The following is a 19,918-nucleotide window of genomic DNA, read 5'->3' on the forward strand; positions in this document are numbered from 1 at the left end:
GAGAGAACATTATGAGTGGACAACGATACACCCCAGAATTTAAAGATGAAGCTGTTAAATTGATTACCGAACGTGGATATTCTGTCACTGATGTGGCTGAACGTTTAGGTGTATCACAGCACAGCATTTATAAATGGCTAAAGGCCGTACAGCCTTTACGCAACAACCCTGATGAACATGAACTACTCGAAGCAAAGAAAGAGATCCTTCGTCTTAAAAGTCAGCTTAAGCAAACTGAAGAAGAGCGAGATATCTTAAAAAAGGCCGCAAGGTACTTTGCAAGCCTGCCCGAGTAAAGTATCAGTTTATCCTTGAGTACAGCCATCAATTTAAGATTAAAACGATGTGTCGGGTTCTTAAGATTGCTCGTGCTGGCTATTACGCCTGGCTACATGAACCCGAATCAGGCAGAACAATTGAAGACAAACGGTTATTACAACTGATCCGCTCTTCTTATGATGCCAGTTATGGCATCTATGGTTATCGTCGCATCACGCTGGATCTTAAAGAGCTAGGTGAAAGCTGTGGCCCCAATCGTGTGCTGAAGATCATGAAGAACAATGGCATTGCCGCTGTTCGAGGATATAAAAAGCATAAAAGTTATGGTTGTGGCCGTCCTCCGATTGTGCCACCAAATCACTTAAATCGAGAGTTCGCTGTGAGCACCCCTGATACTTCCTGGGTGACTGATATTACCTACATCCGTACTTGGCAAGGCTGGTTATATCTGGCTGTGGTTCTCGATTTATATTCAAGGAAAGTCATCGGTTGGTCAATGAAACCTACGCTTGCCAAGGATATCGTTTTGGATGCACTTTTAATGGCGGTATGGCGACGCAGACCCAATGAACCTGTGATCATACACTCAGACCAAGGCTCACAATACAGTAGCGGAGACTGGCAGAAATTCTGTCAAAAGCATAATTTAGTTCCGAGTATGAGTCGTCGTGGAAACTGTTGGGACAATGCTGTTGCTGAATCCTTTTTTAGTAGTTTAAAGAAGGAAAGAATTAAAAAGAGGATCTATAAAACACGAGAAATGGCCCGTGCGGATGTGTTTGATTATATCGAGATGTTTTACAATCGAATCAGGCGTCATTCGCATCTCGATGGGATGAGCCCAGAAGCATTTGAGACAGCTTCAAAATGAGGCGGTCTCATGTCTAGGATACTGGGAGCAGTCCATACTAATAATTCAAAAAAACTCATCGTTCTAATTTCAATAACAACGCTTATGTATTAAATTAGCTACAAAATGTAAATTTATTTTTGGATGGTGTAATGCTAATACATAAAAGGATATGGCTAGGTGTGCTTCTTGCAACTGTTACAAGTTCAAGTTTTGCAGAGGTGTCTGGTACTCTCGAGAAAGATGGAGAGGATTTATTTTTCATAACAGAAGAAAGAATTGCTTATATCAAGTCTCCAGAGTGTCAGAAATTTGTGTCTGATAATAGTGCTATTTACAAAGTCAAATTTTTAGGTGTTGATCAAGAAATCAAGAAAACAAAGCTTAGTGGTCAAACTGAAATCGAATTTGAGTCTGGTGGTAGATGTAAAGTCAATTCTATCGAAAAAGTTCATACTGTTACTAGCCATGCAACTCATCCTGTTTCAGCACCAGCCCCGCCACCAGCAATGGTAATCACACCTATTAGTTCTACTGATTACATGTCTCGTCAGTTCACCACAACTTTAGCGGATTTACCTCCAGTTGCGAATAGTATTCGTCCTTCAGCAGCTATTTTCTTTAGAAATAGTGTAAATGCCAAAAAGTTGAACATGGCATTGTGTAAAGGCTTTGTACAGCTAGAGACAACCGAGGACGTATCTAACTATTATAATGCGACAATTGAGGAGCAAGTCGTTACCAAAGTACCAGTATCTCAAGAGATTCCTCAGGATACGACAGATTGTAATCAGATTTTAAAGGTCTATGATTATGCACTTGCCGCAAGTGAGTTAAGCAAGCTACATCCTAGTATTGCGTATTCAAATGGACCATTTATTGTTATTTACAGTCCTAACTCTACTCGTGTTGATCAAGTAATTGATCTCAGAGGGTACTCGGAAGCGCAACTTGAGGGATTTGGCCAAAAATGGAGTAGCATTTTCACGAATGCAGCGAACCAATATGCTCAAACTCAACGTAGTAGTTCACAGCAAGATACTCAATTTAATATTTGGATATTTGTGAGAGACTTATTCCAAGCATCAGTATGTGTTACAGATCCAAATCTAATTTATATTTTTAATGAATCTGCTGGAAAAATAGCGGATATTGTATGTAAGGGAACAAAGACCTAAATACTAAAAAAGCTCATCGCGTGATGAGCTTTTTTTTATTGAATAAAATAAATTAATAATAACTCACCATTAATACAGCTTTGTTTTGGTCATTTTCCTTCACTAAATTAATTTCAATAGTTTCGTTTTTTTGTGATTCACTTATCAGAGTTGATAAATTATGAGTATTTACTTTGATATTATCTTTAATATTGCTTAATCTTTCACAATCTTTTGTTTTTTGTGAAATTGAACAGGTTTCCTCTACAATATTTCCTTTGAATTGAATCATATTTGCTGCATTTGTAATTGAACCTAACCCTAAGTAAGCTATTATAAAACTGAGTTTATATATTATTTTATACATCTTTTATGCCTTTATTTAATGTATTCATTATTAAATATCATAAAAAACATATTTTAGGCAATATTAATTTAACTGTTTGATTAAATTGATTTTAAAAGTGTGTTGTATTTAGCATTTTTAATACGAAACTGTTTTTTAATTCAAATTTTAATTTATTGTGAGTTGTTTTTCTTATTTTAATTAATCTGTGATGTAGTAATTAAAAAATAAAAAAACCTCAAATTAAATTTACATAATTTGAGGTGAATGGAAACTTTAGATCAATCTAAATTAATCATACTCAATGGTCACAGTCGCCATTGCTCGTACAGTCCCAGCAGTGACGTTAGTGGCAGTTTGATAATATTGTGCAGTCATAGGAACATTGTATTGCAATGTTTGATTTGAGTTCACCGTGCCCAATTCAAGTTTGTCGCCTTTCTTAATGATTTGATTTTTATTGTTATAGTTCCAAAGTAACTGCACACCTACACCATTTGCTTTTGTAGATGCGGGTGCAGTATTTTGCATAACTTGATTGTTCGTACCATCTTGAACGTAATCAAAACTTAAACTAATGAGATTTTTTTCTTCATAACCCGTCGGATTGTCTCCACCATTACATAAGATATTCATATCAAATGTTTGTGCGCCTTGTGTAGAGCCTACACCTGTGAAACTAGATTTTGTTACGGTTGGAAGAGTAACAACTTTATTGATATTACCTTGTATCTCGCAAGAAGATGATGCAATTGTAATAGCATCACCATAAACATGACTAGTTAAAATCGGTTGATTGGGGTGTGAGGTTAGGTAATATCGACTGTATTGACCAGGGACTAATGCACCAGAACCAGTTTGTGAAGCTGTCTTAACGATTTCAACAACAAAATATCCAGTATCTAATGAATAATTAGTGCCTCCCCAAGAAGAACCACCACTGATATTTCTCGAATAAGGATAATATCCAGAAAAATTTGAGTTATTTTGTGCTTCACGATATAAACGAATTCCAATACCAGGAATATTTGTACTATAAATATTATTGCCAAGAGGACCGACTGGATAACTTTGAGTTAAATCTGCTCGAACAGTTCCACTTGAATATCGGGTGCAATTAATTGTCGAATTATTTGGATCAATTGCAAAAGTTGCTTTACGTAGGATCTTGCCAACTTCATCGCTAGGACGAACAACAACACGTCCCACAGCCATACTGATTATTTTTGTTGTGAAGCCAGCTGTAGGTGCACAAGCTGCATTTGCTAAACTTGTAAAACCAAGACCTGTTGTCAACAAAGCACCAGTGATTAGTATTTTCTTCATTTACAAACCGCCTCAGTCATAATTAAGTTGTTTTGATCTTTCTCTAATTGAGATGAAACATCGTAAGTTATTTCACATTGTTCAGTACTATCGTCACCCCATTTTACAACGAGACGATCAGTTGCTTTTTGTGTGCGAAGATAAACCATACTACCTTGTGCAACTATTCCAACAGACTCATTATTTTGATCAAAAACTTGAGCTGCAAATGGTAGGTTTCCACCTTTAGCTGTTTTAGTCGCAATATAAATTGCATATCCCGTTTTGGTTGCGAAATCAACCTTTGAAATAGCTCCTGCAAATGGTGCTATTCGTTGGCTAGACTCTTCTAACTCAACATTGGTCGACATTTCTTGAGGATCTAAAGTGATGTCATTTAAGCGGTAAGGTATCACATAAGGTATTACGGCATAACCTTTCTTGTTAATACTTAATCCAGTCGTATTATTAACCTTAGCACCTGTTGCATCAGGGGCATAGACAAGAACCATCGTTTGACCCTGTTCTGACCCAAATAATACGCCATCTTTGTGTGCAAGAATATTACCTGAAACGCTAACCATGGCTTGTTCATATGAATCTGCAACACTATAAGATCCACCCACTGTTGCGTAGTTGGTTTTATACCGGCCATTTACATTAAGCGTTGGATTGCTACGATCTTGATGTGTGACTGATGATCCATAACTGAAACGATCACCTACAGTTCCACTCACGCCTACAGTTCTGGAATCTTCTGATGCATTTGCATTCACATTCATTGAATGTTTTTTGAAACTTAATGGGAAGGACAGTGTCATCAAGTATTCTGTATCAGTTGTTTGATTACTAGGTCCATAATCTACTTGGCGGTTTATCGCTGAGATACCATAGGTTAATCCTTGGTAATTATTACTATAACCAATTTGGTATTGCTTACTACTTTCGTTGCGATTCCAATAATCCACCCATGAGCCGACCATATAGACATTACCCCAACCATCAGGTAAGCCTTGGTTTAAGGTGATTTGAAATTCACTACGCTGTTTGCCCACAGCGTAACTATTCAAACCGCGATCTTCCAAATCACGAATTAAAATTGCATCACGTAATTTGTAGTAATTCTCTGTCGAATAACGATAGGCCGCAAGTGTGAGGTTTGTATTCGTTGATGTAATCAACTTGCTGTAGCTCAGTCGATAACTTTGCCCAGTTTGTGATTTTTTTCTTTCAAAATCAGCATCAGAGTGGGTGACGTCTAATGAAATTGCTCCGATTGGCGTTGCAAATGCGGCACCAGCCAATACTGAAGCATATTTTTCAGTTGCTTGAAAACCTGTATAACCAGTGAGGTAATTATTTATACCTCTTTGGTATTTACCTTGTACAACCCATGGGTCGAGATGAATATCATTATCTCTAAATTCACCTGCAGTAACAGAGTAGCGACTCATACCAGGGCGCAACATTTGCACTACAGATGCATAAGGAATAGCGAATTTTTGTATTTCACCATTTGATTCAATAATCGATACTTCTAACTCACCGCCAAAACCTGTTGGGTAGAGGTCATTAATTTCGAAACTTCCTGGTGAAACTGTGGTTTGGTAAATCAGTTGACCTTGTTGACGTACTTCAACTTTAGCATTGGTTTTTGCATTTCCGCGAATACGAGGGGCATAGCCGAGCATGCTATTCGGCAACATTCGGTCATCACTTGAAAAATCTACACCTCGATATCCGAAAGAGTCAAAGATTTCACCATTTGTGAAACTATCACCTAAGGTAAGTACGCCACGATATTTAGGAAAAGCACGTTGTAAGTAGGTGCTTGTCGCTTGATAGTCTGATTTACTTTCATTATCGGGCGGGCGATCTTGCCAGCGCCATTGACCATTATGGCGTAATTGCCAGCCAGCAATGTTTATACCAGCTGTTAAAGCCATAAATGCATTAGTTGTTTCTTTATTATCACTATTGTTGTTGAATGTTTTATAAGCACTACCACTATATGATAGAAAACCAGCATTAATCCCACGATCCCAAATACTTGGATCTACATAGCCTTGAGCATTTTTTTGTAATGCAACTTGTGGGATTGAAATATCTACACGTAATTTTGAAGTATCAAATTCATAAAATGCATCGTCAACCCATTCTTGAATTTTCATACAGCTATTAGCTGATTGAATAGATTGAGTCTGTTTCAAAATTTCTTGTTTAACACCGTATTCGAGTAACGTACTTGTATTGAAGCATGTTGTTGCATTTTGCTTAGGATCAATCGCCTTGAACATCATACGGCGTTTACCGAACCATTGACCGTTCACGTAGACATCAACGTTGTATTCACCTGGTAGAACAGGGTTACCATATTTAAAGCGTGAAATATCAATTTTCTGAGCATCACCAATCAAGAAGGATGAGTCAAACTCAGCCTCCATAGCATTATTAGGAGCAGATTCATCTGCGTAAACCATGATTGGCATAGTCATGCTGATTATGCCGGATGTAAGGTAAAAACAAATATGACGCTTTAATAATCTGTATGGTGCGTGCCGTTTTGACATAATAAAATTCGCCTATATGGTATAGGTACTTAAAATTATTGGTTATAAGAAAGAATGATTATTGGAGCTTAATTGGTCTTTCGAAGCGTCCACCGTAATCATTAACATTGATAAAACTCATTTTTTCAGTAGATGACGTTTTTAATTGAACACGATCTTCTGAAAAAGGTTTTAACATTAGGCCTTGAGGCAATAAATCGACTTTTTTATCGCCATTCACTTGGAAAATAGAAGTCATCGTAATGTGGAATGGGGTCGGATTTTTAATCACAAGACTTTGCCCAGACTTTTGCCATTGCAATTTATCTATTGCTAAATTGGCATCTTCTTTGATCGTTGAAGGGCGATAAAAGAATTTAATTCGAGAACGAATTGCGAGCTGTAAAAAATTATCAGGTACTGTTTCTCCGCCTTTAGCCGTTGGCTTTGGTGGGATGTCTAGTACGTTTAACCAGAGTACAGATTCTTGTTGTTGATTTAACTTAGAGGCATTTGGCAGAGCTGTAATTCTGAGCGTCTGACTTTTTGTCGCTTCAACACGTGAAATAGGTGGTGTAATCATGAAAGGTACTTTTGATTGATCAGGCGTACTTTTAGGATCACCTTCATCAATCCAAGCTTGGACCAGAGCAGGTTTAGAGCCATTGTTACTAAGTTGTAATGTTACTTCACGGGCATCAGAAGGATAAATGACACGTGTACCATGAATAACAATTTCTGCGTGCGAAGCTGTGGCAATCATCGAACAGAGTGCTAAGCCAGACAAAAAATTACAACCGTGAAATGACATGTTTTACATTCTCTGAAAAAGCGGAAGATTATAAAAATTAAAGAGTTTCTATGTTCTGAAACATAGAAACTCAGCGATCAATAATTATTGATAAATAATTGTATATTGAACGTTTGTCGTTACTTCACCAGCTGTAGATGCACCAGTTGCGTAGTATTCAGCATAGTAGTTCAAGTCGGCAGTACCGCCATCAACAACATCAACCCATTGAGAGTTAGCTTGAGCACCGCTAGCGCCAGCAGCTAAAACTGGAATCACTTGGTTGTTACTACCTAATAATTGGACATCAACATTTTGAGCACCAGCAGTAGCTTGGTTGATTAAGCGACCAGTGTTGAAGTCAACAGTTGCACCTGGTTCGAAGTAAGTTGCAACTTTACCTTCTGAACAATCTTTTAAGTTGATTTGGAATGGAGTACGACCTGCAACATCGCCAGCATTTGCTAAAGTTTGTCTAGAAACTGTTGGAAGTGTAACAGTAAAGTCTTTACCAGCAGGAGTATTGATAGTACAAGTTTTGTCAGTTACTAGACCATTGATTGTAATTGTGCCGTCAGCAGCTTGAGCGTTTGCGATGCCTACAACTGAAAGTGCAGCGATCAAAGCAAGTTTTTTCATAATGATTTCTCTAATACATCAGCTAAAAGTTTGAATTAGATTACTTTTCCAGTTAAATTCTTGCGCTGAACAAGTAATGCGCGAAATATACCATTCATTATAAAAAATGCAAACTTCGTCACATAAATTTAATACTTAAATTTATCAATTGTTATAATTTGAATAACCTATTGTTTATTTATTAGTTTTTATTAATAAACTTTCGTTATTAAGTGAATTTTATTTAAATAATCTCAGGGTGACTGTTAAGTTTTGTGATTAAAATCAAATCATTTAGTTGTTTTTTGATCAAGGTGTTCATTTTTTCTTATCAATAACTATAAAAAATCAGTTCAGCTTATTTTTAAAAAATCTAAATATAGGTGGGGAAAATTACATAGATTACAAAAACACCTAACTTGTTTTAAGAATTTTTTAAGATTCAATTCTTAGTGTTTTAGTCATGATTAGATGAAAAAATCAGCTAAGGAGTTTTCAATGAATATGCTTTATACTCATAAACCGAACTACTATTTTTTTGCTCATAAATTTGTTTTATTTCTTGAAAGTTATATTAAAAATCATCCTCAAGAATTGATCACAAGCTTTAACTTGCAAACGATCTACGACTTGTTCAGTCATGACCGAGCTTCGAGTACAACAAATCTTGAAGGTATTTTAAATATCGCCGATGAATACATGCTTGAGACAGATGAAGGGCAGCAGCCATTAATTCACGCATATCATGTTCATCTTGATAACCATGTTTTAACCTTAGAGTTTAATGCTAAAGCGATGATCAGCTTGAAGTCAGGACAAAGTCTTATTAGTCCTCAAGCTGCATAATCTAGAAATTCCTCTTGATACACTTAACCACGAATCTCCTTTGGTTAAGTGTTTTTTTTATATAGCTGTTTTAAGTAAATTTATTCGTTATGATATTTTTAATTTAGTTGAAAATATTGAATCTCATGAATAAAGACTTCAATTCTGACACTTATACGGTTGATGAAAATATTGCCAATACTATTTTTTGGCTTATGCAACATCAAGATATTTTTGATTCATTTCATTTTGATGTACATACACAGGAATTATCCGTAACACATGCTGCTGGCGTAGACATTATTCGTCAAGGCATGTTTCTAAATGCAAAATATGGAATTTTAGTTACTTCGATCTAATCTCAACAGTACAGAAAAAAACCTTGTCGATTGACAAGGTTTTTATATTTTATGCACTCATTGCATCTATAGATAGTTCTGCCACCGTTGGTTTAGGTTTTTCAGCAGTTAAACCTAATTTAGCAAATAAGACTTGATCTTTACCTTCACCAGCGTTTGGTGTTGTTAGTAATTTATCACCAGAGAACAAAGAGTTTGCTCCAGCCATAAATGCTAAGGCTTGATCAGAATCACTGAGGGATTCACGTCCAGCAGATAAACGGATATAACTGTGAGGCATAATAATACGTGCAACAGCAATAGTACGAATCCATTCAGTAACATCTAACTTTTCTACATCTGCAAGCGGAGTACCTTCAATTGGAACAAGCATGTTAATTGGTACGGATTCAGGGTGAACGGGCATAGTAGAAAGCTCATGTAATAAACCAATACGGTCATTACGAGTTTCACCTAGACCAACAATCCCACCACTACAAACTTTCATCCCAGCCTGACGCACGTGATCAAGTGTATTTAAACGGTCATCAAAACTACGTGTACTGATGATGTGTGAATAATATTCACGAGAAGTATCAAGGTTGTGGTTGTAGTAATCTAAACCAGCATCTTTTAAGCGTTCTGCTTGAGATTGGTTTAGCATCCCCAAAGTCATGCAAGTTTCTAAACCTAATGCTTTTACTTCACGAACCATTTCGAGAACATAAGGCATATCACGTTCATGTGGATTACGCCAAGCAGCACCCATACAAAAACGTGAAGAACCAGATTCTTTTGCTGAAATAGCTTCACGAATAACTTTATCAACAGCAATGCGTTTTTCCGCTTCTAATTTAGAATCGTAATGAGCAGATTGAGAGCAATACTTACAGTCTTCAGGACATTTACCTGTTTTGATTGAAAGTAGTGTGCTTACTTGAATGGTATTTGCTTGGAAATGTTGACGATGAACGCGTTGTGCTTCAAATACTAAATCTAAAAAAGGTTGGTCATATAAGGCTTGGATTTCATCACGAGTCCAGTCATTACGTAGGGTCATTGTTATATCCATGATGATTGATTACAAAGATTGAGATTAATCATACAGAAATCATGCCAAAGCCAAAGGGCAAAAAACATCATTTTTCTATTTGATGGACAATTGGTTGTCGCAATTGTTGTTGAATTGCCCAATCAATATGTATGTTTACAATCTCATCGTGCCAAGGTTTTGCTTCTTGCAACTTAGCAACGATTTCATTCGAGTATGGCGCATTTCCAAGTCCGATTGCAATATTACGTTTAAATGATTGATACCCTGTGCGACGTATCGGGCTGCCTTCAGTGTTGGCTAAAAATGTAGCTTCATCCCACTGCCAAATATCGAGTAAGCTAATATTGTCTAAACTATGTCTTGGATCAAAATCAGGAATTGTGGCTGTTTTAGCAAAGCCATTCCAAGGGCAAATTAACTGACAATCATCACAACCAAAAATTCGATTACCAATTCCAGCGCGGTATTCTTCTGGGATTATGCCTTTATATTCAATGGTTAGATATGCAATACATTTTCGAGCATCTAACATATAAGGTTCAACAATCGCTTGTGTAGGGCAGATATCAATACACGCTGTACATGAGCCACAATGTGCTGTCGCAGGTTGATCAAAAGGTAGATCGAGTGAAGTAAATAACTCACCTAAAACAAAAAAGGAACCTGATTTTTTATGAATGAGTAAAGTATGTTTCCCTGTCCAACCCATACCTGCACTTTCAGCAAGCGATTTTTCAAAAATTGGTGCTGAATCAGCAAATGGACGTGATTCGAAATCTCCAACTTTTTCTTTGATGCGAGTAGCTAAAGTTTTAAGTCGACCACGCATAACTTTGTGATAATCGCGACCACGTGCATAACGTGCGATAATGGCTGAATTTGGTTCAAATGGTACATAACGGGGCTTTGGCGATGCTACAAGATAGTTCATACGCACACAGATAATACTTTTTGTGCCTGGCACGAGCAAAGTTGGGTCGGCTCGTTTATCCAAGTTTTCCTCTAAATAGTGCATGTCAGCATGATAGCCGCGTTTTAAATATTCTTTAAATCTCGGCATTTGATCTTGAGCATCTGGTTTGGCAATGACACAATCAGAAAAACCCAATTCCAAAGCTTGTGCTTTTATCCATGTTTTAAGTTCTTGAGGATCAAGCTGCTGAATCTCAATCTTTTGAGAAGTGTTGTGAGATGAGGAAGTGGAAGCCATAAACCAATAATAAGGAGAAAATCATGCAACGATCAGTTTACCATAGCCAAGTTTATGATAGTCAAAGTATACAAGCATGGGAGCGTCGATGGTTTGCTCAACGGAATTCCTCTTTAGGTTTAATGCAGCAAGCAGCTTGGGCAATAGCGCAAAACTTAAATAAACAATTTCTAGCTAAAAAAATTAAACATATCGCGGTCTGGAGTGGTCAGGGCAATAATGCAGGTGATGGCTATTATATAGCTGCATTTTTAAAGCAGCAGGGATTTAAAGTAACCGTGTTTGCTACAGAGCTAGGTCATTCTAAGGATTTACAACAGGCATTTCATTACGCACAAAGCCAACAAGTTGATACACAAACAATTGACTATTTATTGTCTGAACATGAGATAAACCAAGACTTACCCATATTCGATTGTCATATAGATGCTTTATTTGGGATCGGATTAAATCGAATGCTGGATCAAAAATGGCAAAATATTATTCACCTCTATAATTTGCAAACAGGTTTCAAAGTGTCGGTTGATATTCCTAGTGGAATTCATGCTGATACTGGTCAGGCTTTACCTTGTGCAATTGAAGCAGATCAAACTTTTACCCTATTGGGATACAAAGCTGGATTGTTTACAGGTCAAGGCAAGGAGTATGTGGGAAAACTGCATTTAGTCAGCTTGATCCCAATTGATGCAGAATTAAAACCACTTGCTTATTTATCTCCTGAACGAATTGCTTTACCGAAGCGCAAAGCCTTTGGTCATAAAGGAAGTTATGGACATGTGCTAGTCGTCGGTGGACACGCCGATATGGGGGGGGGCAGTCATTATGTCTGCTGAAGCTGCTTTTCATGCTGGTGCAGGCAAAGTTACAGTGGTTTGCCATTCTAAACATCATCAAGCAATTCTAGCGCGTTCACCTAATATTATGGTGAGAGATATTAATGGGCTTGATCAAGGGCTTATTCAACATTTATTAGCACAAGTCGACGCAGTCTGTTTTGGAATGGGTTTAGGACGAGATGAATGGGCTGAAAATATCTATCAATTATGGTTTGATTTACTTAATAAAAATTCACATTTAGAAGTTGTATTGGATGCTGATGGATTATGGTTTTTGGCACGATATCCGCAGCAATTAAGTGCACATGTTTATGCAACTCCACATTCAGGTGAGGCAGCAACTTTGTTGGGTTGTAAAGCAGCAGATATTGAACAAGATCGAATTGCCGCGATTTATCAGCTACAACAAAAATATGCAGGACAATGGGTGCTTAAAGGTGCAGGGAGTCTGACATTAGATGATCAATTATGGATTTGCACTCAAGGTAATGCGGGGATGGGAACGGGTGGAATGGGGGATGTACTGGCAGGCATGATTGCGAGTCTAAAAGCGCAATTTCATGAGCAAGTCTCATTACATGAAATTGTCAGCTTACATGCACAGGCAGGGGATTTACTCGCTGAACAAGGAATCAGAGGTTTGCAAGCACATGAAATGGGGAAGGTAATTTATCAAGTTGTAAATCAGTAAATCTTAACGCCGTCTACTACTCGAACGACTGCGTCCACGAGCCATCCCGCCTAATGCATTTAAAACAGCCATTTTGCTCATACTTCCCGAAGCGTGGGCATGGCAAATAGCAGCAGCTAGGGCATCGGCTGCATCGGCTTGCGGTTGAATAGTAAGGTTAAGTAATTTCATCACCATCATTTGCACTTGTTCTTTTTCGGCTGCACCATAACCAACTACAGACTGTTTAATCTGACGTGCTGTGTATTCAGCTACTTGTAAGTCTAAATTCACCAAGGCAGCAATCGCAGCACCGCGTGCCTGACCGAGTTTCAAAGCTGAATCAGGATTTTGAGCCATAAATACTTGTTCAACAGCAGCTTCGGTAGGACCGTGAAATTTAACAATACGCTCAATACCTGCGAAAATTCTTTTTAAACGCTCAGGCATTTCTTGTGTTTCTGTACGAATGGTACCCGCATCGACAAAGCGTAGCTTATTACCATCCTTTTCGATAATCCCGTAACCTGTTAAGCGTGAACCAGGATCAATACCAATTATGAGTGACATGCAGCACTATAAAAATAAAAGAATGTTGATATTGTTACATATAGCCTTTTGCCTTGTACAATTTTTTGTTGGATAAAAATTTCAGTCATTTAAAGAGTCGATTTAAAAGATTTTGACTAGTAGGAGTGTGATTTAAAAAATTTGTTTGAATTATTTGAATGACGTAAAGAATTTCCTTTTTTGTATTAAATATGAGCAAGTATTTTAGTTTTTAAAGATTTATGGAGAAAAAGTTTGCATTAAATTAGCTAAGGGCGTATAAAGCTAACTCGCTGATGCGGGGTGGAGCAGTCTGGTAGCTCGTCGGGCTCATAACCCGAAGGTCGTTGGTTCAAATCCAACCCCCGCATCCAATTTATTTTGCTCTGTGATCTATAAAAACGTTGTTGTTTTCTTAAACAGTAACGAGTTAGCTGAAATAAACCTAAAAAGCTAAAATTATTATTAAATCCTAGTTATGCTCTGTTTCCTTACCTAGTGTTGTAGTAAATCCAAGTTGTCACTTGAGCTCAGTCATGAGTATTTAAGTTTTGAAAATTATCAATGAATGGCATATTGCCACAGCCACAAATGGCAATGAAATTAATGTACAAATTATTCCCCTCAAACGTCAGCAAAGCACGCTTAATGGCTTTAAATGGGTTGAGGTAGGAAAAAAAATCCTTTTACAATCTGGTCAAGAAATTGAATTTAATCTTGATGGTAGAAGTTTTTATACATCACCAAACCAGTTGTATCGACTAAATTAGTCATATTTGAGCCTAACATAGAAATATTGTTACATTTTTAGGTTGGGCTTTATTTGATTATTCTCTTAGTTATAATTGTTTTTTTAGCTTTTTTATGAATATAAAATCCTTACAATTCAATAATTAAATATAAAAAATCTAATTTTTTAAATAATAATTGAAAATTATCTATATAAATAAGCAGATATTTATTGCTTGTAAAAAGCAAACTCGTGTATAGTGGTTCTTAACTAGAAGAATAACACTGTTGATTCAGCAAATCTTTAATTTCGTAGTTTAGTTAAACCTCTCGTTTTATCAGATTTTAGTCTCAAAGTTTTATTACTCCAAGTTATTTGCTGCTAAGCATCCCGAATTTTTTAAATAGGTTAAAGATATGTCTAACACTGCGACTGGTACAGTTAAATGGTTCAACGAAACTAAAGGTTTTGGTTTCATCCATGCTGATTCTGGACAAGATGTTTTTGCTCATTTTAGCGAAATCCAAAGCAATGGTTTCAAAGTTCTTCATGAAGGACAACGCGTGTCATTTACTGTTGCTCAAGGCAAAAAAGGCCCACAAGCAACTGGTATTACTGTAGTTGCTCAAAACTAATAGTATACCGCAGAAAAAAGCTCACTTTGGTGGGCTTTTTTTATGGTAAAAAAACCATAAATCTATCAAATTTCTTCTTCTGCTAAATTAGGGTCTGTTGACATTTACTGTTCATAATTAAACCTATAAAGGTAGCCATAAAAATATACAGGCTAAGGCAACAGCACTTTGATAATTTCTTTTGAGCTTGTCATATCGAGTAGCTATCCCTCTAAATTGTTTTAATCTACAAAACATATTTTCAACTAAATGCCTGATTTTATATAAATACCAATCCATATGATCATTGTTCGATTGGCTATTTATTTTCTTTGGTATATTCGCTTTTGTTCCTGTTTTTCTGATCTGCTCACGCAGTGGTTCTGAATCATAGCCTTTATCTGCGCATACCACTTCTGTCTCTTTTAAATCTAATGTTGCTATTAAATCAGATGCAACTTTGATGTCATGTGTAGTGCCATCGGTAATCATGAAATCAATAGGATTGCCATGTGAATCAACAATCAAATGTATTTTTGAGGAGTTTCCTCCTACACTTTTAGAAATGGATTGATTCGCTATACCGGCAGAATGTTGATGAGCACGTACGTGAGAGCCATCAATAAAAATCCACTCCATATCGGGGCATGATGCTAATAATTTGAATAATCTAAGCAACTTACCGCTGCTTGACCAACGATTAAAACGTTTGAAAATAGAGTTTGATTGACCGAAATAGGAAGGAATATCTCGCCACGGACAGCCTGTTCTAATTCTATAGAGAATAGCTTCAATAAAATTACGTAAATTTGAGTTGTGATGAATAGATAAATTACGCAAAATAGTTTTCAACTTTTGCCAGTGTTGATCTGTCAGCATGGTACGAGGCATAGCGAATAGTAAAATTAGGTTTGGCGATTTGATTTTACTACTTCGCTATTTTTTTAAGCTAAAAGTGTCAACACACCCTAATTGTTTAAACCCAATGTTAAAAAAGTATTGCATGCTCTACGACTTTTTGCTAATTTCAATTCGACGATTATTTCGGCAGATTAAAGATTAGCGTACATTTGATGAGCATGCGGTTATGGATAACATAGAGCAATACACTCAAGGGTTTGAACATGAAGTTCACGTGCAGTGTAAAAGATCATTAGGGACATTGTTATTTAGCTTTGTTGTCTTGCTAGTAACAAGTTTGTAATTAAAAAGCACCTAAGGGTGCTTTTTTATGCGTTATGAAAGTGACTGTTGAGGAAAAATTTTATCTTCCTGACCGTGTTTGCTATGTGATAGGCTTTATAAAAAAGGATAAGCCTATGGATGCCATAGAAACAAAAGATTTTTCTGCTATTGCTGGTTACACGCTTGCACTTCTAGAGATGGATGAGTGGATTAATACTCGGCCTTTTTTTTATCAAATAAAGACGCATTATTTGGTTGATCAAGCGATTAGGCTTGAATACATCATTATCCAGTAGAGATAATTTAGAAACTTTAGCCTGGTAAGAATGAACTTTGAATGGCATAGATCATAAATACATCTAAAGTATATTTTTTTTAATAAGTTGTATTGCTGAGCTAAAATCCTACAAATATTCAAACTATTTTTCTGTTTCAAATCATCGACATAATTTGTAAATTTTTTTGATATCTTTAATTTTTTACACATAAGAATTTATTTTCATGAAAAAGTTATTCATCATCAGTACGGTATTCCTTTCAATATCAGCATGCTCATCTACTCCAAATAAAGATGTGTCACCTCCTAAAATTGGTATGCCTAATCCAGCCAGCCAATATTGTATAGAGCAAGGTGGGCAATTAGAAATTAGAAATGAAGCGAATGGTCAGGTCGGATACTGTAAATTTCCGAATGGTAAAGTTGTAGAAGAGTGGGAGCTTTTTAGAGCAAATCAACCTAAATGCGATGCGGAAGAGGCTCAAAAATTAATTGGTCAGTCTAGGTTAAGTGATCAACAAATTAAACAAAAAACTCAATCAGAAATTGTTCGCACAGTTGCACCAAATCAGCCCGTAACAATGGATTATCGTGAAAATCGAGTTACTGTTACGATAGACCCAAGCTCTAAGAAAATCTTAAATGCGAGCTGTGGCTAACATTTATAAAAATTATAAGCTCTCATCTTGAATGTCTTCAGATGAGAGTGTTTCTGAAAATAGGGTAAGCCGTAAAACTTGATAAATTCGAAATTGTACCCATATCTTAATTTATTGAGTTCGTATTGATTAATATGTAAGAATGATCAATTGAACTGACACAAGTTTTTATTTTTTGAGATTTGAGATGAATCTACTTCTTATCGTGGTTTTAGGTACTATTGCTGAGGTTTTAGTATGGATTGGCGTGGGTGACCTCGTTGGAAGTATGTGGTATGTCTTCTTCTGGTTTGTGCTTGCTTTCTTTATTGGTTTAAACCTTTTTCGATATAGTACTGCTAATATCATGCCTCAATTGCAGCAGATGCAAATGACAGGGCAATTAGGTGCAGATCCTGCTGTTACTAAGAAACTTGCATTAGCAATGTCTGGTTTCTTTTTAATGATTCCAGGATTAATTTCTGATGTACTTGCTTTATTGGTGTTGATTCCTTCTGTACAAACAGCTTTTCGTAATGCTTTGATGAAAACAATGGCCAAACGTCAGCAAGCGATGATGGATCAAATGATGGGTGGTATGGGAGGCGGCGGAGCTGCTGGACAAAATCCTTTTGCTGATTTGATGCGCCAAATGCAAGAAATGCAAAATCAACAGGGCGGTGGTCAATACCGCGATTCAACCATTATTGATGGTGAAGCGAGAGAAGTGAAACCAGATCAAAAGAAAATCGAATTTAAAGATGTAAACTAAGTTGTAATTTTTTAAAAAAGCACGCTCTTCTAAAGCGTGCTTTTTTATTTTTGTTTGCTTGTATCTGTATCTGTATCTGTGCTTTGTTCTAAATTTTCAGATAGATTTTGTGTTTCAGCAGTTTTTTTATATTGTGTCGGAGCTAATGTCGTAACTTGATTTTCTGATTGTTTGTATTTTCTACTGCGATTTGCTCGTTCGCGAAATCCACCTTTAGTAATTAATTGAGTCATGATATTTACTCTTTGATCCTAGCCCAATATTTTAGCAAAATTATGTGAAAGATCAAAATAATGACTAATTACTGAATTTACCTCGATTGTAATGATTTCATAAAAATGACATATTTTTTTTGTTAAATGAGCTGGTACGGTCATAAATCAAGATTGAAATCTTGATTTATTTCTCATAGGATAAAAGTGCGACGGTAAAAATTGTTGTAAAAAGAAAATAAAAAATAACAATCGGGAGGAAAAAATGATGTTATATCAATATCATTGTGCATGCTGTGACAAGGTTGTTGCTTCAACTGATAAAGAGTGTCCACATTGCGGTTCGCAACACATTAGGAGTCCTTATGGGCTTTGGATGTTTTGTGTGGCAGCATGTTTGGCTGTAGTTGTTATTGTGAAGCTTGCGCATATGTATTCGCAACATCATCAAGAAGAACAGCCTGTTCAAAATACGTCTATTTTTGAAGTTCTAAAGCAAGACAATATGAATTCGGGAAATTAAAAATTGGGGAATAAAAAAGCTCGCATGATGCAAGCTTTTTTATATGTGGGTTTAAAGTCCAGCAGCATCCTTAAGGATCTGAACTTTATCTGTCTTTTCCCATGTAAATGCAGTGTCAGAACCTTCGCGACCGAAGTGACCATATGCTGCAGTTTGCTTATACATCGGTTGAATTAGATTCAACATACGCGTAATACCATACGGACGTAAGTCAAAATGTTCACGTACTAGCTGAACAATAAGCTCATCTGATACTTTGCCTGTATTAAATGTATTAATTGAAATAGAAGTAGGTTCTGCAACACCAATTGCATAACTGACTTGGATTTCACATTTGTCAGCAAGACCTGCAGCAACGATATTTTTCGCAACATAACGTCCAGCATAAGCTGCAGAGCGGTCTACTTTTGATGGGTCTTTACCAGAGAAAGCACCACCACCATGACGAGCCATACCACCGTATGTATCAACAATAATTTTACGACCAGTTAAACCACAGTCACCTACAGGACCACCAATCACAAACATACCTGTAGGATTGATGTGGAACTTGGTTTCAGCATGAAACATTTCAGCAGGAATAATTGGTTTAATAATTTCTTCGATAATTGCTTCTTTTAACTGAGCTTGGCTGATTTCAGGATCGTGCTGAGTTGATAATACAACTGCATCTAAACGAACTGGCATACCATTTTCATAAGCAAATGTAACTTGGCTTTTTGCATCTGGACGTAACCAAGGTAAAGCACCTGAACGACGTAATTCTGCTTGACGTTCCATGAGGCGATGAGCGTATGAAATAGGCGCAGGCATAAGAACATCAGTCTCACGGCTTGCGTAACCGAACATTAAGCCTTGGTCACCAGCACCTTGATCTTCTGGTTTTTGACGGTCTACACCTTGAGCAATCTCAGGAGACTGCTTACCAATCATATTGATGACAGCGCATGTAGAGCCATCAAAACCTAAATCAGAATGATGGTAACCGATTCCGTTAACTGTTTGACGTACAATCGCTTCAAAGTCCACGTTTGCTGTAGTCGTAATTTCACCAGCAAGAACAACAGCGCCTGTTTTTACTAATGTTTCACAAGCGACACGCGCATACGGGTCTTCTTTTAGGATTGCATCTAAAATAGCATCACTAATTTGGTCAGCCATTTTGTCTGGATGACCTTCGCTTACAGATTCTGAAGTAAAAACAGCATACTCGCGCATGAACGTCCTATCATGGTTATTTTCAAAAAGACAGAGTATGTTACATCGACTTGGCGTATAGGACTAGCACAAGCTGACTAAAAAGCATGAAATTATTTCATTTTCATCATGTTTTTATTGATATGTGTATAAGTAAAACTAATATTAATGCTTTAATTAATAAAGTTTTTCTGAATTGTAAATTTTCATATTTGACTGATTGTATTTTACATGTTGTTTACACGGTGAACATTTACATAAAGAATTGTATTTGAATGATCAAAATATAAGAAATATCGTGTATTGCACTTTACCCCATCTTGTTTTTTTAAGACAATAGTCGCAGTTTTTGAAAGATGATTTCTCATCTTCTCTCATCTTATTGATTTAATCG

The 19,918-nt window shown here is 36.6% G+C and carries 21 protein-coding genes, 1 tRNA gene and 1 pseudogene; 12 read left to right on the forward strand and 11 right to left on the reverse strand.

Annotation, left to right across the window (positions count from 1 at the left end; genetic code table 11):
- Positions 1 to 11: 11 nt before the first annotated feature.
- Positions 12 to 1,150, forward strand: a protein-coding gene (locus tag F948_RS05860) for an IS3 family transposase (RefSeq protein ID WP_100223103.1) whose coding sequence is annotated in 2 segments (ribosomal slippage) — positions 12 to 270 and positions 270 to 1,150 — 1,140 coding nt in all. Because the reading frame shifts where the segments join, the coding sequence is not laid out codon by codon here.
- Between the two features lie 131 nt (positions 1,151 to 1,281).
- On the forward strand, positions 1,282 to 2,307 hold the full coding sequence (locus F948_RS05865) for a hypothetical protein (protein WP_004961466.1): 1,026 nt from the start codon (positions 1,282 to 1,284) through the stop codon (positions 2,305 to 2,307).
- A gap of 52 nt (positions 2,308 to 2,359) precedes the next feature.
- Here the strand turns inward: F948_RS05865 and F948_RS05870 are convergent, their stop codons facing one another.
- The 5 genes from F948_RS05870 to F948_RS05890 form a co-directional block, all read right to left on the reverse strand.
- The gene (locus F948_RS05870; RefSeq protein ID WP_004961469.1) at positions 2,360 to 2,653 is read right to left on the reverse strand and encodes a hypothetical protein; all 294 of its coding nucleotides are present in this window, start codon (positions 2,651 to 2,653) and stop codon (positions 2,360 to 2,362) included.
- A gap of 270 nt (positions 2,654 to 2,923) precedes the next feature.
- Positions 2,924 to 3,958, reverse strand: a complete 1,035-nt coding sequence (locus tag F948_RS05875; protein WP_004961471.1) for a fimbrial protein — start codon at positions 3,956 to 3,958, stop codon at positions 2,924 to 2,926.
- Positions 3,955 to 6,507 carry a fimbria/pilus outer membrane usher protein gene (locus F948_RS05880; RefSeq protein WP_004961473.1) on the reverse strand — a complete coding sequence of 851 codons (2,553 nt, stop codon included), beginning with the start codon at positions 6,505 to 6,507 and terminating at the stop codon, positions 3,955 to 3,957. Before F948_RS05880 ends, F948_RS05875 begins: the two co-directional genes overlap by 4 nt.
- Before the next feature lie 58 nt (positions 6,508 to 6,565).
- Entirely contained in the window at positions 6,566 to 7,297 is a 732-nt protein-coding gene (locus F948_RS05885; protein WP_004961478.1) for a fimbrial biogenesis chaperone, read from the reverse strand.
- An 84-nt stretch (positions 7,298 to 7,381) separates the two neighbouring features.
- Positions 7,382 to 7,915 (reverse strand): fimbrial protein, encoded by a 534-nt coding sequence (locus tag F948_RS05890; RefSeq protein WP_004961480.1) that lies wholly within the window; start codon positions 7,913 to 7,915, stop codon positions 7,382 to 7,384.
- Between the two features lie 477 nt (positions 7,916 to 8,392).
- On the opposite strand from F948_RS05890, the gene F948_RS05895 reads away from it, so the two are divergent.
- Positions 8,393 to 8,740: a hypothetical protein gene (locus F948_RS05895; RefSeq protein WP_004954754.1), complete on the forward strand. Its 348-nt coding sequence runs from the start codon at positions 8,393 to 8,395 to the stop codon at positions 8,738 to 8,740.
- 125 nt (positions 8,741 to 8,865) lie between these two features.
- Positions 8,866 to 9,078, forward strand: coding sequence for a hypothetical protein (locus tag F948_RS05900; protein ID WP_004915346.1), 213 nt, complete (start codon positions 8,866 to 8,868; stop codon positions 9,076 to 9,078).
- Between the two features lie 49 nt (positions 9,079 to 9,127).
- Here the strand turns inward: F948_RS05900 and bioB are convergent, their stop codons facing one another.
- Both bioB and queG read right to left on the reverse strand, forming a co-directional pair.
- Positions 9,128 to 10,117, reverse strand: a complete 990-nt coding sequence (gene bioB / locus F948_RS05905; RefSeq protein ID WP_004961484.1) for a biotin synthase BioB — start codon at positions 10,115 to 10,117, stop codon at positions 9,128 to 9,130.
- A gap of 79 nt (positions 10,118 to 10,196) precedes the next feature.
- Positions 10,197 to 11,321 (reverse strand): tRNA epoxyqueuosine(34) reductase QueG, encoded by a 1,125-nt coding sequence (gene queG, locus F948_RS05910; RefSeq protein WP_004961486.1) that lies wholly within the window; start codon positions 11,319 to 11,321, stop codon positions 10,197 to 10,199.
- A 23-nt stretch (positions 11,322 to 11,344) separates the two neighbouring features.
- On the opposite strand from queG, the pseudogene F948_RS05915 reads away from it, so the two are divergent.
- Positions 11,345 to 12,848 (forward strand): annotated as a pseudogene (locus F948_RS05915) (NAD(P)H-hydrate dehydratase).
- Between the two features lie 3 nt (positions 12,849 to 12,851).
- On the opposite strand, the gene ruvC reads toward F948_RS05915, so the two are convergent.
- Positions 12,852 to 13,397, reverse strand: a complete 546-nt coding sequence (gene ruvC / locus F948_RS05920) for a crossover junction endodeoxyribonuclease RuvC (protein ID WP_004915352.1) — start codon at positions 13,395 to 13,397, stop codon at positions 12,852 to 12,854.
- A gap of 276 nt (positions 13,398 to 13,673) precedes the next feature.
- On the opposite strand from ruvC, the gene F948_RS05925 reads away from it, so the two are divergent.
- From F948_RS05925 to F948_RS05935, 3 genes are all read left to right on the forward strand, one after another.
- Positions 13,674 to 13,750: transfer RNA gene (locus F948_RS05925), tRNA-Met, on the forward strand.
- 177 nt (positions 13,751 to 13,927) lie between these two features.
- Positions 13,928 to 14,146 carry a hypothetical protein gene (locus F948_RS05930; protein ID WP_004961495.1) on the forward strand — a complete coding sequence of 73 codons (219 nt, stop codon included), beginning with the start codon at positions 13,928 to 13,930 and terminating at the stop codon, positions 14,144 to 14,146.
- Between the two features lie 376 nt (positions 14,147 to 14,522).
- Complete coding sequence (locus tag F948_RS05935) at positions 14,523 to 14,741, forward strand: cold-shock protein (RefSeq protein WP_004915353.1); 219 nt, start codon at positions 14,523 to 14,525, stop codon at positions 14,739 to 14,741.
- 123 nt (positions 14,742 to 14,864) lie between these two features.
- Here F948_RS05935 and F948_RS05940 read toward each other — a convergent pair whose 3' ends face one another.
- Positions 14,865 to 15,611 carry an IS5 family transposase gene (locus F948_RS05940; RefSeq protein ID WP_004960399.1) on the reverse strand — a complete coding sequence of 249 codons (747 nt, stop codon included), beginning with the start codon at positions 15,609 to 15,611 and terminating at the stop codon, positions 14,865 to 14,867.
- Positions 15,612 to 15,958: 347 nt separating this feature from the next.
- On the opposite strand from F948_RS05940, the gene F948_RS05945 reads away from it, so the two are divergent.
- The 3 genes from F948_RS05945 to F948_RS05955 all read left to right on the forward strand — a co-directional run bounded on the left by F948_RS05945 (position 15,959) and on the right by F948_RS05955 (position 17,592).
- The gene (locus F948_RS05945; protein ID WP_004961500.1) at positions 15,959 to 16,201 is read left to right on the forward strand and encodes a hypothetical protein; all 243 of its coding nucleotides are present in this window, start codon (positions 15,959 to 15,961) and stop codon (positions 16,199 to 16,201) included.
- A 205-nt stretch (positions 16,202 to 16,406) separates the two neighbouring features.
- Complete coding sequence (locus F948_RS05950; protein ID WP_004961503.1) at positions 16,407 to 16,841, forward strand: I78 family peptidase inhibitor; 435 nt, start codon at positions 16,407 to 16,409, stop codon at positions 16,839 to 16,841.
- A gap of 187 nt (positions 16,842 to 17,028) precedes the next feature.
- Entirely contained in the window at positions 17,029 to 17,592 is a 564-nt protein-coding gene (locus tag F948_RS05955) for an FxsA family protein (RefSeq protein ID WP_004961505.1), read from the forward strand.
- 44 nt (positions 17,593 to 17,636) lie between these two features.
- Here the strand turns inward: F948_RS05955 and F948_RS05960 are convergent, their stop codons facing one another.
- Positions 17,637 to 17,825, reverse strand: coding sequence for a hypothetical protein (locus F948_RS05960; protein ID WP_004961508.1), 189 nt, complete (start codon positions 17,823 to 17,825; stop codon positions 17,637 to 17,639).
- A gap of 244 nt (positions 17,826 to 18,069) precedes the next feature.
- On the opposite strand from F948_RS05960, the gene F948_RS05965 reads away from it, so the two are divergent.
- Entirely contained in the window at positions 18,070 to 18,327 is a 258-nt protein-coding gene (locus F948_RS05965; protein ID WP_004915370.1) for a hypothetical protein, read from the forward strand.
- Positions 18,328 to 18,378: 51 nt separating this feature from the next.
- Here F948_RS05965 and metK read toward each other — a convergent pair whose 3' ends face one another.
- Positions 18,379 to 19,545, reverse strand: a complete 1,167-nt coding sequence (gene metK / locus F948_RS05970) for a methionine adenosyltransferase (RefSeq protein ID WP_004954738.1) — start codon at positions 19,543 to 19,545, stop codon at positions 18,379 to 18,381.
- Positions 19,546 to 19,918 lie beyond the last annotated feature (373 nt).

Origin of the sequence: Acinetobacter junii CIP 64.5, assembly GCF_000368765.1 — a bacterium.
Lineage (GTDB): Bacteria > Pseudomonadota > Gammaproteobacteria > Pseudomonadales > Moraxellaceae > Acinetobacter > Acinetobacter junii.